Annotated in this window: 12 protein-coding genes and 1 pseudogene; all 13 read right to left on the reverse strand. The window is 68.1% G+C overall.

All coding sequences use genetic code 11. The annotated features are described in order from the left end of the window. Window positions 1-111 precede the first annotated feature (111 nt). Entirely contained in the window at window positions 112-579 is a 468-nt protein-coding gene (gene dhaM, locus CWS50_RS13225; protein WP_243118552.1) for a dihydroxyacetone kinase phosphoryl donor subunit DhaM, read from the reverse strand. A gap of 165 nt (window positions 580-744) precedes the next feature. Continuing rightward, window positions 745-1,371, reverse strand: a pseudogene (gene dhaL / locus CWS50_RS13230) (dihydroxyacetone kinase subunit DhaL); the annotation flags it as partial. Then, window positions 1,359-2,369 carry a dihydroxyacetone kinase subunit DhaK gene (gene dhaK, locus CWS50_RS09420; RefSeq protein WP_127842584.1) on the reverse strand — a complete coding sequence of 337 codons (1,011 nt, stop codon included), beginning with the start codon at window positions 2,367-2,369 and terminating at the stop codon, window positions 1,359-1,361. The pseudogene dhaL and the gene dhaK, both read right to left, overlap by 13 nt. Before the next feature lie 420 nt (window positions 2,370-2,789). Further along, entirely contained in the window at window positions 2,790-3,596 is an 807-nt protein-coding gene (locus CWS50_RS09425) for an L-ribulose-5-phosphate 4-epimerase (RefSeq protein WP_127842585.1), read from the reverse strand. 420 nt (window positions 3,597-4,016) lie between these two features. After that, window positions 4,017-5,015, reverse strand: coding sequence for a sugar-binding transcriptional regulator (locus CWS50_RS09430; RefSeq protein ID WP_243118271.1), 999 nt, complete (start codon window positions 5,013-5,015; stop codon window positions 4,017-4,019). Window positions 5,016-5,194: 179 nt separating this feature from the next. Continuing rightward, window positions 5,195-5,989 carry an SDR family oxidoreductase gene (locus CWS50_RS09435; RefSeq protein ID WP_127842586.1) on the reverse strand — a complete coding sequence of 265 codons (795 nt, stop codon included), beginning with the start codon at window positions 5,987-5,989 and terminating at the stop codon, window positions 5,195-5,197. A 176-nt stretch (window positions 5,990-6,165) separates the two neighbouring features. Continuing rightward, entirely contained in the window at window positions 6,166-7,686 is a 1,521-nt protein-coding gene (locus CWS50_RS09440) for a sugar ABC transporter ATP-binding protein (RefSeq protein WP_206610394.1), read from the reverse strand. Between the two features lie 41 nt (window positions 7,687-7,727). Continuing rightward, complete coding sequence (locus tag CWS50_RS09445) at window positions 7,728-8,672, reverse strand: substrate-binding domain-containing protein (protein WP_127842588.1); 945 nt, start codon at window positions 8,670-8,672, stop codon at window positions 7,728-7,730. Window positions 8,673-8,702: 30 nt separating this feature from the next. Then, entirely contained in the window at window positions 8,703-9,698 is a 996-nt protein-coding gene (locus CWS50_RS09450) for an ABC transporter permease (protein WP_127842589.1), read from the reverse strand. A gap of 22 nt (window positions 9,699-9,720) precedes the next feature. Then, window positions 9,721-10,530: an SDR family NAD(P)-dependent oxidoreductase gene (locus tag CWS50_RS09455; protein ID WP_127842590.1), complete on the reverse strand. Its 810-nt coding sequence runs from the start codon at window positions 10,528-10,530 to the stop codon at window positions 9,721-9,723. A gap of 486 nt (window positions 10,531-11,016) precedes the next feature. Beyond that, complete coding sequence (locus CWS50_RS09460) at window positions 11,017-11,967, reverse strand: transketolase family protein (protein ID WP_127842591.1); 951 nt, start codon at window positions 11,965-11,967, stop codon at window positions 11,017-11,019. After that, window positions 11,964-12,842 carry a transketolase gene (locus tag CWS50_RS09465; RefSeq protein ID WP_127842592.1) on the reverse strand — a complete coding sequence of 293 codons (879 nt, stop codon included), beginning with the start codon at window positions 12,840-12,842 and terminating at the stop codon, window positions 11,964-11,966. Before CWS50_RS09465 ends, CWS50_RS09460 begins: the two co-directional genes overlap by 4 nt. 49 nt (window positions 12,843-12,891) lie before the next feature. Then, window positions 12,892-13,596, reverse strand: coding sequence for a sugar phosphate isomerase/epimerase family protein (locus tag CWS50_RS09470; RefSeq protein WP_243118272.1), 705 nt, complete (start codon window positions 13,594-13,596; stop codon window positions 12,892-12,894). Window positions 13,597-13,754: the final 158 nt, after the last annotated feature.

Genomic DNA, 13,754 nt, shown 5'->3' on the forward strand with positions numbered 1-13,754 from the left:
ACGTCCAGGCAGCTCCCCCAGACCATCCCCGGCACCAGGGAGCGGTACGTGCCCACGCGCCGCCGCGCAGACCCGTACCGCTCCTCTGCTCCCGTCAGGCGGGCGGTCGCGCTACCGCCTGTCGAGCTGGCTCACCTGGGCCGCCTTGGTTGCCGCCGCGGACTCCGCCTCGGCGGTCACAGAGTCCAGGTCGCGGCCTATCCCTGCTGCGGCATAGGCGCCGATCATCCCTTCCAGGAACGGGGAGGAGGAGATCCGCGTGCGGGCCGCCACCTCAGGCGCCACCAGCTCCAGGGCGGCGTCGGCACTCATCACGGCGCTGCCCAGGTCAACGAGGACAAGGACCCCGCTGCTGACAGCAGCGACTCGCTCCACCGCAGCAGCCACCGCAGCCGAGTCCGTTCCGAGGCCGCCGTCCGGCAGCCCGGCAGCGACCGCCACGTCAGTCTCGACAGAGGAGACCAGCTGGCGCGCCAGGTTCAACGTGTCCTGAGCCAGCACCTGTGAGTGGGAGACCAGCACGATCCCCACCCGCGCTCCCTGCTGCGCATCCGCGTCGGACCTAGCCGACTCCGGCACGGTCCCGGTGGAGGCGTGCGGGATAGCCGTCTCCTGCTCGCTGGCCTCCGTTGAGGCGTCCCCCTCCGGGTCCCCGCCGGGAGCGCGAGTCGTGGTCGCGACCTCTGGGGCAAGCCCGGCACAGGGAGCCGCCGACCCCTGTGAGGACGAGCCGCCCCCGTCTCCTACAGTCTCCGCCAGCGCCTGGAGGATCAAGGCTGTCGAGGCCGCCCCAGGGTCGATATGACCGACAGAGCGCTCTCCCAGGTAGGAGGCCCGCCCCTTGGTGGCAACCATCGACTCTGTGGCGTCGCGGCCCTGTGCCGCCGCCTGCGCGGCGGCGGCGACGGCAGCGCCGAGGTCCTCCGAGTGGGAGCGCAGGGCCTCCACCGCCGGGTACCAGGCGTCCAGCATGGTCTTCTCCCCTGCGGCGGCCCGGCCGCGCGCCACGATACCCGCGACCCCGGCCTCGACAGCCTCGGCCAGGCGGCAGGCGTCCAGGGACTGCACGTCCTGCTGGGAGGCCCCCATGCGCATGAAGAAGGTGCCGTACAAGGGGCCGGAGGCACCACCCACCTTGGACACCAACGTCATGCCTACTCGTTTGAGCAGAGCATCAGCGCTGCCGAACGTCCCGCCGTCCAGCACCTCGACCACGGCAGTCAGGCCACGCCGCATGTTGGCGCCGTGGTCAGCGTCTCCGATGGCCGCGTCGAGGGCGGTCAGCTCCTCGGCACGGGCGCCCACGAGCTCGGCGCAGCGCCGTACCCAGGCCTCTAGGTCCGCGACCTCGAGCTGGCTCACGCTTCCCACCTCAGGCCCGGGGTGGACACGGGGGCGTCCCACAGACGCAGCATCTCAGCGTCCGCCCGCAGAAGCGTCAACGAGCAGCCCGCCATGTCAAGGCTGGTGATGTAGTTGCCCACCAGGCTCCGGGCGACCCGTACACCGGCATCCTCCAGGCGCTGGGCCACCTCCCCGTACATGAGGTAGAGCTCAAGCAGCGGGGAGCCACCCATACCGTTGACAAAGGCGATCACGCCCTCGTCAGGCCCCGTAGCGTCAGGCAGCTCGGCCAGCACCGGTGAGACCAGGCGCTCGGCGATCTCGGAGGCGGGGGCGACCTTCTCCCGGTGCCGCCCCGGCTCACCGTGGATGCCGATGCCGATCTCCATCTCGTCCTCGGGAAGGTCGAAAGAGGGCTTGCCGTTGGCCGGCACGGTGCACGAGGTCAGCGCCATCCCCATGGAGCGCCCTGCCGCGTTGACACGGGAGGCGATGTCGGCCACCTCGTCCAGCGGGCGACCCTCCTCCGCCGCCGCGCCGGCGATCTTCTCCACCAGCACCGTGACACCGACCCCCCGGCGCCCGGCAGTGTAGAGGGAATCCTCCACGGCGACGTCGTCGTTGGTGACCACGGAAGCCACCTTGATACCGGACTCCATGTCGACGATCTCGGCAGCCATCTCAAAGTTCATGACGTCGCCGGTGTAGTTCTTCACGATGTGGAGAACTCCCGCGCCCCGGTCAACCTGCCTGGTGGCGGCGACAATCTGGTCAGGAACCGGGGAGGTGAAGACCTCTCCCGCACAGGCCGCGTCAAGCATGCCGGGACCCACGAAGCCTCCGTGAAGCGGCTCGTGCCCGCTGCCTCCGCCGGAGACGATAGCGACCTTGCCCTCCTCCTTAGGGTGCCGACGCAGGACTACTCGGTTCTCCAGGTCGACGCGGAGCTGGTCAGGGTGGGCAGCGGCCATGCCGCGCAAACCGTCAGCAACGATGTTCTCAGTGGCGTTGATAAGTTTCTTCATAGCCTCGAACGGTACTCGACCAACCGCTCCTGTCCTAACATAATCGGCGACAACAAGGGAGTTGTGCACTTCGGTGCACGCAGGGAGCCCCGTGGAAGCACAGATGTTCACGGCGGGGTGGCCCAGGCTGACCGAGACGGACTGTCCACCACCCTGGCCAGGCCCGTTACCACCACCGCGATCCAGCCGGGGCATCCCGGGCGAGCCGGGCCAGCCGGGGCCGCAAGTCAGGTCCGTGCCGGCCGAGTGTCGTCGGTGTGCTGGCCGGGTGCCGACCGAGTGGCGGCGGAGCCCGACCAGGAAGGGGTGCCGAGCGCAGCCAGCCACGGCCCAGTGCTGCCAGCGCTGTCAGTGCTGGCTGTGCTGCCAGCGCTGACTGTGCTGTCAGTGCTGGCTGTGCTGTCAGTGCTGGCTGTGCTGTCAGTGCTGGCCGTAGACGTTCTGGTAGCGGTCGTTGAGGTGCTCGACCTGGTCGGCCTCAATAGGCATGACCTCCCCGCCCTGACGAGCGACGTGGACGGTGCGGGCGACCTCCTCGCACATGACGGCGGCCTTGACCGCAGCACGCGCGTCCCTGCCGATCGTAAAAGGGCCGTGGTTGGCCATGAGCACCGCCGGGGACCGTGACCCGCTCAGGGTCTCCACGATGCCCCGGCCGATGGAGTCGTCACCGATGAGGGCAAAGGGACCCACGGGGACGTCCCCGCCGAACTCGTCGGCCATCATCGTCAGGACACAGGGAATCGGCTCCCGGCGCGCGGCCCAGGCGGTGGCGTAGGTGGAGTGCGTGTGCACGACCCCTCCCACGTGGTCCATGTGCCGGTAGACGTAGGCGTGGGCAGCCGTGTCCGAGGAGGGCGCAAGTCGGCTCGGCGTGCCGTCCTCAATTTTGTCCCCCTCCAACGTGCACACCACCATGGTGTCCGCGCTCAGCTCGTCGTAGGACACACCGGAGGGCTTGATGACGAACAGGCCGGTCCTCTCCGGGCCGCCGCCACGGTCCACCACGACACGCTGGGAGACGTTGCCCGCCGTCCACACGACCAGCCCCCACCGGGGCAGCTCGGCGTGAAGGGCGGCGACAACCTCCCGGGTAGAGGCGACGGCCTCCTGGAGGGCCGGGTCCAGCTCGGACAGGACGGGGACGGGCCGCTGCGGCAGAGACGACTGAGACGGCGACGGCTGGGATGACGAGTGGGATGGCGACGGGGACGACTGAGACGACATGGTGGCTCCTTTGCTGCCGGTCCGGGAGGAGGCGCTGGCTGCGCGCGGCCCACGCCCTGCCTGCTCCAGGAACGGCCCCTGGCGACGGCGCCCCACCGGGGGCACTCCCACCCAGTGCCTGGAAGCGCGCCGCACCGGCCTTGTGGTGCAGATCTGCCTACCAGGTGCACCACCATGTGCTGCGCGCCATGGCTATCCAAGCTCCGCTCCATCACTGGTCTGCCTGGCCGCAGTCAGCCAGCATGACCAGGCGGCCGGGGGTGGCCCGAGCCACCAGCCGCGCACGGGGCCAGGGGCTCTTGAACAGGCCGACGTCGTGGACATTCCGATGGTGACCGCTGACACGAAGATCGTCAACCCCCTGCACCCGTCATTGCTGTCGGCAGGCACCTCCACCCGGGTACGTGACTCGCCACAGCCTCAGGCAGCACCACCAGTGGCTGGGACATCCTCACCGGCTGCCGCCTGCTCCCAGGCGAGCAGCGCCCTGGCGGTGTCGACGTCGGTGATGAGCACGTCCACCCAGCCGCCCAGCAGGGCTCCCCTGACGGCGGCGTGCTTGCGCTGCCCTCCTGCCGCCGCCACGCGACGTGGCACCGCTCGCAGCTGCTCGGCGTCGGCCCCCACCAGACGCTCGTCGTAGTCGGAGGCCACGGGCCGCCCCTGCGCGTCAAAGAACCGCAGGCACACGTCCCCCACCGCTCCCGCTGCCCGTAGCTGGGCGTCGTCCTCCTCCGACATCATGTTCCCTGACTCGCGCAGCAGCGGGGAGGGCTCCAGGCTGCCGATGCCCACCAGGGAGACTGTCACCTCGCGGAGCTGGTCCAGAACCGAGCGCACCGACACGTCCTGACGCAGCTGGGCCGCCGCCTCCGGGGTCCCTAGGACCGCAGGGGAAGGGAAGAAGACAGCCTGAGCCCCAGTGGCCCGGGCCAGCTGGTCGATCAGCCTGGTCGCCTTGACCTGGACCTGCGGGTGCCCGACCCCTCCGAACAGCTGGATGACCCGGTCCGCCACGGGCAGCCGGAACGGGGCCAGCTGCTGGACCGCCGCCAGCCAGGTGGCAGACCACGAGGACAGTCCGATAGTGTCCCCGCCGGTCAGCGTGGTCTCCAGGTAGGCGGCCCCCGCCGTGGCAAGCGCCGAGGTCACGCCCTGGTCAGAGTCGTCAGCATCGACGACGACGCACTCCGACAGGCCGTAGCGCTCCTCCAGAGCCTCCTCCAGCTCGGTGTAGGTCCCGGTGGGCAGCGCGACGACAGTACGCACGATGCCCTCCTCACCAGCACGCTTAAGCAGGCGGGAGACACGCGGCTGGGACACGTGCAGCTCGGTGGCGATCTGCGTCTGCTTCATACCGAGCTCGTGGTACATGCGCGCGATGCGGGCCATGAGCCGCAGCTGGCTGTCGTCGTTCACCGACTGGTGTCCTCTCCGGGGCAGGGGCTGTCCCGGTTGACGGGACCAGGGCACTCCCAATCTACCCGTGAAGCCACCAGCCCCAGCGCACCCGGTTGCAGGCACGGCTGGCAGACCCGCCCGTACGTACCAGGCGTGTCTCAGGTACGCCACTGGTAGGTACCTGAGACGTCGTCATGTCACCAGGCGGTGAAGCCTCCGTCGACGAGAAGGTCGTGGCCGGTAAGGAAACTGGCGGCGTCGGACAGGAGAAAGTGGGCAGGACCAGTCATCTCCTCCGGCTGGGCCATGCGTCCCAGGGGGGTGTCCTCGGCGAACTGCCTGGCCTGCTCGGCCACCTCGGGCCGGGTGTTCATGGGTGTGGCGGTGTAGCCGGGACTGATGGTGTTGACCCGCACCCCCTGGCGTGCCCACTCCATGGCCAGGGACCTCGACAGGTGGATAACCGCCGCCTTGGCCGAGTTGTAGTGGACCTGGACCAGGCCCCGGTTGACAATCGTGCCCGACATAGAGGCGACGTTGACGATCGATCCCCCGCCGGCCGCAATCATGGCCCGGCCCTGGGCCCTGCTGGCCAGGAAGACGCCGGTGCAGTCGACGTCGTACATGCGCTGCCACTGGGACAGTGACATGTCCAGGGCCGGGGTGGCGTTTGCGATTCCTGCGGCGTTGAAGGCCAGGGTCAGCGGACCGAGCCTGTCCTGGGTGGTGGCGACGGCGGCCTCGGCCTCCTCCTCCACGGTGACGTCCCAGGGGACGGTGACGGCGCTACCGCCTGCCGCAGTGATGTCCTCGACGACGGCCTCCAGGGGCTCGCCGGGCAGGTCGGCGCAGGCCACCCTGGCCCCGCAGGCGGCCAGGTGCCTGGCGACTGCCTGGCCGATTCCGGAGGCCGCCCCAGTGATGACAGCGACCCTGCCGGAGATGTCAAATACGTCGGCGCTGCTAGTGGTGCTGGTGTCGTTGACGCTCATACGAGCTCCCTTCGTTCATGCCTTTCTCCTGCCCAAGGCCCCACTACCTGTGGGCGCGGAAGCATCACCAGTGACGGTGATCTCGCCTGGTTGTTCTGGTCCGTCCCCGATCGTCTCCCCTGCCCGCACGGCCGCCGTAGAACTGGTACCGCTCAGACCACCAGCCAACGGCCTGGTCAACGGGTAGCCATCGAGATAATTCGCTCCCCGTCAGCCTCCTCGTGGTCAAGGACTCCCTGGACCCGCCCCCGGCTGAGCACCATGACGCGGTGAGACAGCCCGATCACCTCCTCCAGGTCCGAGCTCACCACGACGACAGCGACGCCACGACGCCGCAACTGGTCAACTACCTCGTAGACGGAGGCACGGGCGCCCACGTCGACCCCACGAGTCGGCTCGTCAAGGATGACGACCTTGGGAGACCGCGCGACCCACTTTCCGATGACCACCTTCTGCTGGTTCCCTCCGGAGAGCTGCCCGACCTTCTTGCCGGGGTCGCCCTTGACGCCCATCTGCGATATGACGTCGTTGGCCAGCGCCTTGGCCCGGGATCTGCTCAGCCACCCGGACGGCCCGCATACCTTGTCAAAGTTCGGCAGGCTCACGTTCTCCCGCACGGACGCCTCGGTAAGCAGCCCCTGCCGTCTGCGGTCCTCGGGGACCATGACGAGACCCGCGGCCTTCGCTGCCCTGATGGAGCGTGCCCGCAGCCGACTGCCCTCCACCCACACGGTGCCGCTGGCCGTCGTGTCCGCCCCGGCCACCGCCCGGACCAGCTCAGTACGGCCCGCCCCCACGAGACCTGCGATCCCGAGGACCTCGCCCTCGCGCACCTCAAGGTCGACGTCCCTGACGAACCCGTTGGCGGCGGTGATCCCGCTGGCGCGCAGCACCACCCGCTCACCCGGAGTGGTCAGAGGCGGGAACAGCCTGTCGACCCTTCGTCCCACCATCTCGGCAACCAGATCCTCAGGCGGGACCCGCGCGCTTGCGTGCTGGGCCACCTGTGTGCCGTCACGCAGGACCACGACCCGGGTGGCGATCTGTGCGATCTCAGCGAGCCTGTGACTGACGTAGACGAACGCGACCCCGTCAGCCTGAAGATCGCGGACACACGCGAACAGCGCCTGGGTCTCCTCGCCCCCAAGGGCTGCGGTGGGCTCGTCGAGAATGATGAGCCGTGAGCGCTGCGACAGCGCCTTGGCGATCTCCACCTGCTGCTGCCCGGCCACGCTGAGGTCGCGCACCAGGGTGGACATCGGTCTGGAGAAGCCAAGCCGCTCGAGGTGCCCGCGCGCCTCCTCTCGCATCGCCCTGTGGTCGACACTGCCCCGCGCGAGGCGGGGCCACCGTCCGACGAACACGTTCTCAGCCACCGTCAGATCCGGCAGGAGCCGCATCTCCTGGTGGATCATGCCCACACCGGCACGGATGGCGTCCAGCGGGGAGGTCGGGGCGTAGGCACGCCCCTGCCACTCCATCGTCCCGCTGGTCGGGGCCTCGACGCCTGCGATGATCCTCGCCAGCGTCGACTTCCCGGCCCCGTTCTCACCCAGCAGCGCCACCACCTCGCCGGCACGGACGTCCAGGTCGATACCCGTCAGCGCTACTGTTCCCGGGTAGCGCTTGCCCACCTGCCTGACGGACAGCAGCGGTACGCTCCCGGCTGCGCCGCTGTCAGCGTCCCTGTCAACCACACCCGTCAGGCTCCCGTGAGCCGCGCCAGTCGCTGTCCACCTCATGGGTGCTCACCGATGAACTCGTCGACGTTGTCAGGCGTGGCCAGACTCCCCTCCTGAAGCTGCTCGGGCTCGACCGTCTCCCCATTGATGAGCCGCAGAGCGGACTGAACCGCCAGCTGCCCCATGTACATGGTCTTCTGGACCATGGTCGCGGCGATCGTGCCGTCCTTGACCCCCTGGAGCCCGGCGTCGTCGCCGTCGAACCCCACGATGAGGATGTCGTCACGCCCTACTGCCCGGGCTGCCTGCGCCGCACCCAGTGCAAGAGCGTCAGAGCGGCCAAAGATGACGTCGATCTCTGAGTGGGCCTGAAGCATGTCCTGTGCAATGTCAAAGCCCTCGTCCTGGTGCCAGCCCTCGGAGGCCTGACGCGCGACCTCAGTGACCTGGGAGCCGGAGATCCCGTTCTTGAACCCCTTGTCCCGGTCGTTCTCCGGGGTGGTCCCAACCTGCCCCTGGATGACTCCAAGCGTCCCGGCACCGCCGGTACGTTCCACGACCCACTCGCCCAGGACCTGGGCCGCCGCCACGGAGTCGGTGGCGATAAAGGTGTCTCCGGGCTCTCCGTCCGGATTTCGGTCAACCGTCACGACCGGGATGTCCTGGGCGCGGGCGTTACGGACGGGGACGCTTGCTGCGGTGGCCCCGGCCGGGATGTAGATGACTGCCTCGACCTGCTGGCTGATGAGGTCCTGGACCTGGCTGACCTGCTTGTCGGCGTCGCCTCCTGCGTCTGCGACGATGATCTGCGCGCCCTGGGCCTGAGCCTCAGCCTCCGCAGACTGGCGTATACGGTTGAAGAAGTCGGCCTGGAGGTTGGCGACGGCCAGCCCTATCCTCCTCCCACCGGAGGACTGGCTCGAGCGGCAGCCAGCCAGCGGGCCGGCGGCCGCGACGGCCACCCCGGCCCCAACAAGCCTGATAAATTCTTTGCGTCTCATGGAGGACCCCTTTCCTTCCGCTGGTCCTGCCTAGTTCCTGCGTCTGAGGACGTCACCCATCACCGCAACGGCGATAACCAGGCCGATGAGAATGGCCTGAATGAACGGCGACACCCCAAGAAGGTTGAGACCGTTTCGAAGGATGCCGATAATGAGCACGCCGACGACGGTCCCCGATATGCTCCCCACCCCGCCGGTCAGGCTCGCTCCGCCGATGACGACGGCCGCGATCACGTCGAGCTCAAGCCCTGTCCCTGCGCTGGGCTGGGAGGAGTCGAGCCTCGTAGCGAGGATGATCCCTGCCACCCCGGCCAGGGCTCCCGCAATGGCGTAGGTAGCCGTCACGACCCGCCTGACCTGGATACCAGCCAGCCGGGCGACCTCCTCACCTCCCCCGATCGCGTACAGTGCCCGCCCCGAGGGCCGTGACCGCAACCACACTGCTGACACGACAGCGATGACGACCAGCGTCACGGCCGTGACCGAGAAGAACTCCAGGTACCTCTGGGAGGAGAGGCTGAAGAACCAGTCGGGGTAGCCCACGATCTGCTGGCCGTCCGTGATGAGGTTGGCCAGGCCGCGCGCAACAGACATCATGGCCAGCGTCGCGATAAAGGGCGGCAGCCTGGCGACCGTCACTGCTGCGCCGTTGACGGCGCCGCACACGGTACCGACAAGCGCCGCAGCGACCATAGCCGCCCACATGGGCCAGCCGCCGTCGTGCGACAACCAGCCCAGCACCATCGTCGCCAGTGCCATGACCGACCCCACCGACAGGTCGATACCGCCGGTGATAATAATAGCGGTCCCACCGATAGCGACAATACCCAGGGTCGTCACCTGGTCGATAATATTGACAAGGTTGCGCGAGGTGGCAAAGCCGGGGGCGACTAGGGACAGGACGACGACAAGGACGACAAGCCCTATCACCGCCCCTCCGGTGCTCTTGAGAGCCTCGGCCAGCCTTCCCCAGCGAGGCGTGGCCGGCTGGACCGAGCCGTGCGCCACGGCTTGTACGTACGACATCTGAGTTCTCCTCCGCACCCGGTCAGTTCATTTCCATGCCGCCGTCAACGTTGACGGCCTGGCCCGTGATGCACCCGGCAGCGTCGGACGCGAGGAAGAGGACGAGGTTGGCGACGTCCTCCCTGGTTGCCGCACGGCCCAGGGGAATCTTGTCTATCCACTCAGCCACGAGCTCACCCGGCTCGTAGCCGCCCAGCAGGGAGCCCCACCTCCCGTCGTTGTAGGTCCACATGTCCGTGACCACGATGCCCGGGCAGTAGGCGTTGACCCGAATACCGTCCGCAGCCAGCTCCTTGGCCAGCGACTGGGTCAGTCCCAGCACACCAAACTTGGAGGCGGCGTAGCCGGGGGTGTAGATGAAGCCGTGACGGGCCTGGGCCGAGGCCGCGTTGATGATCGACCCCCCGCCGGCCCTGCGCAGTAAAGGCGCAGCCTCCCGGGCGGCGATGAACTGAGCCAGGGTGTTGACGCGCAGGACACGCTCGAACCCCTCGGTCGTCGTGTCCTCCAGCCTCTCGATCTCGATGACGCCCGCGTTGGAGACCAGGACGTCGAGCCTGCCGAAGTCCTCGCCGACACGCCGGAAGAAGGCTCGCACGCTGGGGTCGTCGGTCACGTCGAGCTGCTCGGCAGTAACCGCAAGCCCCTCGCTGCGCAGATCCTCAGCCACATCGAGCACTGCGCCGGACAGGTCAGCGACACGCACCGTCGCCCCGCAGCCCGCGAAGGCCCGAGCAACGCCCAGGCCGATGCCTCCTGCGGCGCCAGTGACGACAACGTGCCTTCCCGCGAAGTGATCGCGGAAGATCGTCGATATCTGGTCCTGTGACATGAAGGTACTCCTCACACTCGCCCTTGAGTTGATGAATCAGTATTCAGTACCGAATGTCTACACCTTATGCTATCCCCCTCTCATCTCTGTGTCAACCCACCCCGCCTCCCCCCACGTACGCACCCCTCCCAGACATGCCGCAATCTCACCCTAAAAATAGGGGTCGCACGCCCGAGACCTGCGAAGCCTGGACCAAGCCGCCCTCATCTCACCCACCCGAATGTCATCTGTATGCCAAGCTGAATTAGCATCTGGGTGGTCCCTAGAGATCAACAGTGGCTCCGGTGGCACGAGGTCGACGGAACCATTACCTCACTGCCAGGACGTACCGGGCACGGATCGTGCGTCCAGACGGCGGGCACAGTCGGCAGAGCGCATCCCCGGAGCACCACGGCACAGCGGGGCCACCAGGTGCACGCCGGGCCGTCAACGTCGGCGCTGCCTGGAGGCCCCGCTGCGGGACAAGAACCTGGACAGCTCCTGTGCTCAGACGAGCAGGTCCTTGGCCGCGGCGACAATGCCCTCAACGCTGATGCCCCAGTGGTCCATGAGCCAGGACTCGGAGCCGGTGGGGGCGAACTCGTCGGGCACGCCGACTCTCCTGACTGGCACAGGGTGCCGGCTGGAGGTCAGCTCGGCGACAGCACCACCCAGGCCACCCTTGACAGTCCCCTCCTCCACGGTGATGATCCCTACGGTCTCGCGGGCGGCGGCCAGGACGGCCTCCTCATCCAGCGGCTTGACCACAGGCACCGACAGCAGCCGGGCACTGACCCCATCCCGAGCCAGTTGTGTCACGGCCTGGACCGCCCGGTGGACGGTGACGCCGTTGGCGATCACCGTCAGGTCCGTTCCCTCGTGGAGCACGACCGCCCGGGGGGTGAACGCGTAGTCCTCGGCGTGGACGGCAGGCACCTTCATACGTGAGACGCGGATGTAGGCCGGACCGTCGAGCTGCTCGTAAGCCCAGCGCACGGCTCCTGCGGTCTCAGCCGGGTCCGCCGGGACGATGACGGTCATGCCCGGGATGGCGCGCATGATCGACACGTCCTCTGCGCTGTGGTGGGTGGAGCCTAGCGCCCCGTAGGCCAGGCCCGGCGACTGGGCGCACAGCAGCACGTGACGGCGGGAGTAGGCGGTATCGATCTTGACCTGCTCGGTGGCGCGGGCGGACAGGAAGGATCCCGCGCAGGAGACGACAGGGACCTTGCCTCCGTTCTCCAGCCCTGCGGCCACTCCCACCTGGTTCTGCTCAGCAATGCCGACATTGACGACCCGACCAGGCATCTCCTGACGGAACTCACCCAGGCTCGAGGACCCCACGGAGTCATTGGTAACCACGACAAGCCGCTCGTCATGGCGCGCGATGTCCAGCAGGGTCTGCGCGTAGGCTTGTCGGCAGTCGTACATGCGCCCTGTCTCAGTGATGGTAGTCATATCAGCGCCTCCAGTTCTGCCAGTGCCTGCTCCACCTCGGCGTCACTGGGCAGCCTGTGGTGCCAGGCGACCGAGTCAGACATGAACGAGATCGGGTGCCCCTTGTGCGAGTGGGCGATGACAAAGGTGGGCCGCCCGCTGGCGGAGGGGACCCCTGCGAACACGTCAAGGAGCTGTCCGTAATCGTGGGCGTCGACCTCGATGACATCCCAGCCGAAGGCTCGGGCCTTGTCGTCCAACGGGGACAGGTCGTTGGTGTCCTCGACCCGGGCACCCTGCTGAAGACGGTTGCGGTCCACCAGCACACACAGGTTGTCCAGCTGCTGCTGAGAGGCGAACATGAGGGCCTCCCAGTTGGATCCCTCCTGGAGCTCGCCGTCGCCGGTGAGGACGAACACGCGTCGGGGTGAGCCGTCGATCTTGGCAGCGACGGCGTCCCCGACACCGACAGGCAGGCCGTGCCCCAACGGTCCCGTGCTGGCCTCCACGCCGGGCACCGAGGTACGGGAGGGGTGCCCGTTGAGGGCGGAGCCCGGCTGGACAAAGGTGTCTAGCTGGTCGACAGGGATGACTCCGGCTGCCGCCAGCGTCGTGTACAGGGCGTTGGCGGCATGCCCTTTGGACAGGATGACACGGTCGCGGTCGGGGTCCTCCAGGTTGTCCGGGGTGATCCTGGCCGAGTGCAGGTAGAGGACGGCCAGGGCGTCAATGACCGACATCTCCCCGCCCACGTGGCCCATCCCGGCGCTGACGATGTTGGTCAGGGCCTTACGGCGGATCAGGCGCGCCCCCTCCCTCAGGTGGCTGATCACCTCCTCCCGGGAGGCTCCAGGTGCGGTGCGCCCGATGACGGGCAGGTCGGCCGAGACAGTCATGACAGCAGGTCTCCTTTCCTTTTGCTCGGCTCAGGTGCTTCCTTGCGGCTCAGGCCATGCAGCCCAGAAGGGAGTCGTGGACGGCGCGCTGGGCGGCCTCAGCGGGGGACTCCCCGCCGAACAGGGCGTGGCCGAAGTCCAGCAGCACGCCCACGTTGTCCACCCCCGTCTGCTGGATGCCCAGTACTGTCCTGGCCGCGGAGGACCAGAGCATGTGGGTACGCGGCTCACGCGGCTTGTACTTGATGACGAACCGCAGGTCAGGGTTGGCCTGGGCCAGGTCACGCATGCCGTCGACGGCCAGGCGGTTCAGCTCGGCGTAGTCCACCTGGAAGGGGTAGTCGAATCCGTCCTGGCCGGGCCAGACCGTGACGTAGCGTGCGCCGAGCTCGCGTACCACGTCGGCCGCGCCCTGCATGATCGCCATGGCGGAGGCCCGCCTGTCCGGGTCGGGGTTGGTGAAGGCCCCCGGCTGGTGCTCGCGCAGGTAGATCTCCGGGGTGACGCCGATGGCCGCGATACCGGTGCGCTCCAGGGCCGCCTTGACGTCGCCGAGACTGACACTGTGCGTGAGAGGGTAGTTGAGGTCCACATAGCTGATGTCACCCACCCGCGCAGCCAGCTCAATCTGCTTGATGGTGGAGCGGGCCTCCCCGTAGCAGTCCACGGCGTAGCGGTCCACGTAGGCAGCGAAGTTCCACAGGACCGCCCCGAAGACGGGGCTGGCAGCAGCCTGGACCCTCCCCGGGCACATCCCTGGGCCTGCTGCAGCGCCTGTCGCCGCAGCAGGGGTCGTGTTCGTCGCTGTAGTTGCCGTAGTCGCTGTAGTTGCCGTAGTCGCCGTAGTCGCCGTAGTCATGGTGTGTCATCTCCCCCGACTGGTGGTGTGGTCCGAGAATGGTTGGCGGTCTC

The sequence above is a fragment of the Actinomyces wuliandei genome, from assembly GCF_004010955.1.
GTDB lineage: Bacteria > Actinomycetota > Actinomycetes > Actinomycetales > Actinomycetaceae > Actinomyces > Actinomyces wuliandei.

Bases quoted from the DNA above. Each gene is read 5' to 3' on its own strand.
- dhaK (WP_127842584.1), bottom strand. From the start codon at position 2,369: ATGAAGAAACTTATCAACGCCACTGAGAACATCGTTGCTGACGGTTTG.
- CWS50_RS09425 (WP_127842585.1), bottom strand. From the start codon at position 3,596: ATGTCGTCTCAGTCGTCCCCGTCGCCATCCCACTCGTCATCCCAGCCG.
- CWS50_RS09435 (WP_127842586.1), bottom strand. From the start codon at position 5,989: ATGAGCGTCAACGACACCAGCACCACTAGCAGCGCCGACGTATTTGAC.
- CWS50_RS09445 (WP_127842588.1), bottom strand. From the start codon at position 8,672: ATGAGACGCAAAGAATTTATCAGGCTTGTTGGGGCCGGGGTGGCCGTC.
- CWS50_RS09450 (WP_127842589.1), bottom strand. From the start codon at position 9,698: ATGTCGTACGTACAAGCCGTGGCGCACGGCTCGGTCCAGCCGGCCACG.
- CWS50_RS09455 (WP_127842590.1), bottom strand. From the start codon at position 10,530: ATGTCACAGGACCAGATATCGACGATCTTCCGCGATCACTTCGCGGGA.
- CWS50_RS09460 (WP_127842591.1), bottom strand. From the start codon at position 11,967: ATGACTACCATCACTGAGACAGGGCGCATGTACGACTGCCGACAAGCC.
- CWS50_RS09465 (WP_127842592.1), bottom strand. From the start codon at position 12,842: ATGACTGTCTCGGCCGACCTGCCCGTCATCGGGCGCACCGCACCTGGA.
- CWS50_RS09470 (WP_243118272.1), bottom strand. From the start codon at position 13,596: ATGTGCCCGGGGAGGGTCCAGGCTGCTGCCAGCCCCGTCTTCGGGGCG.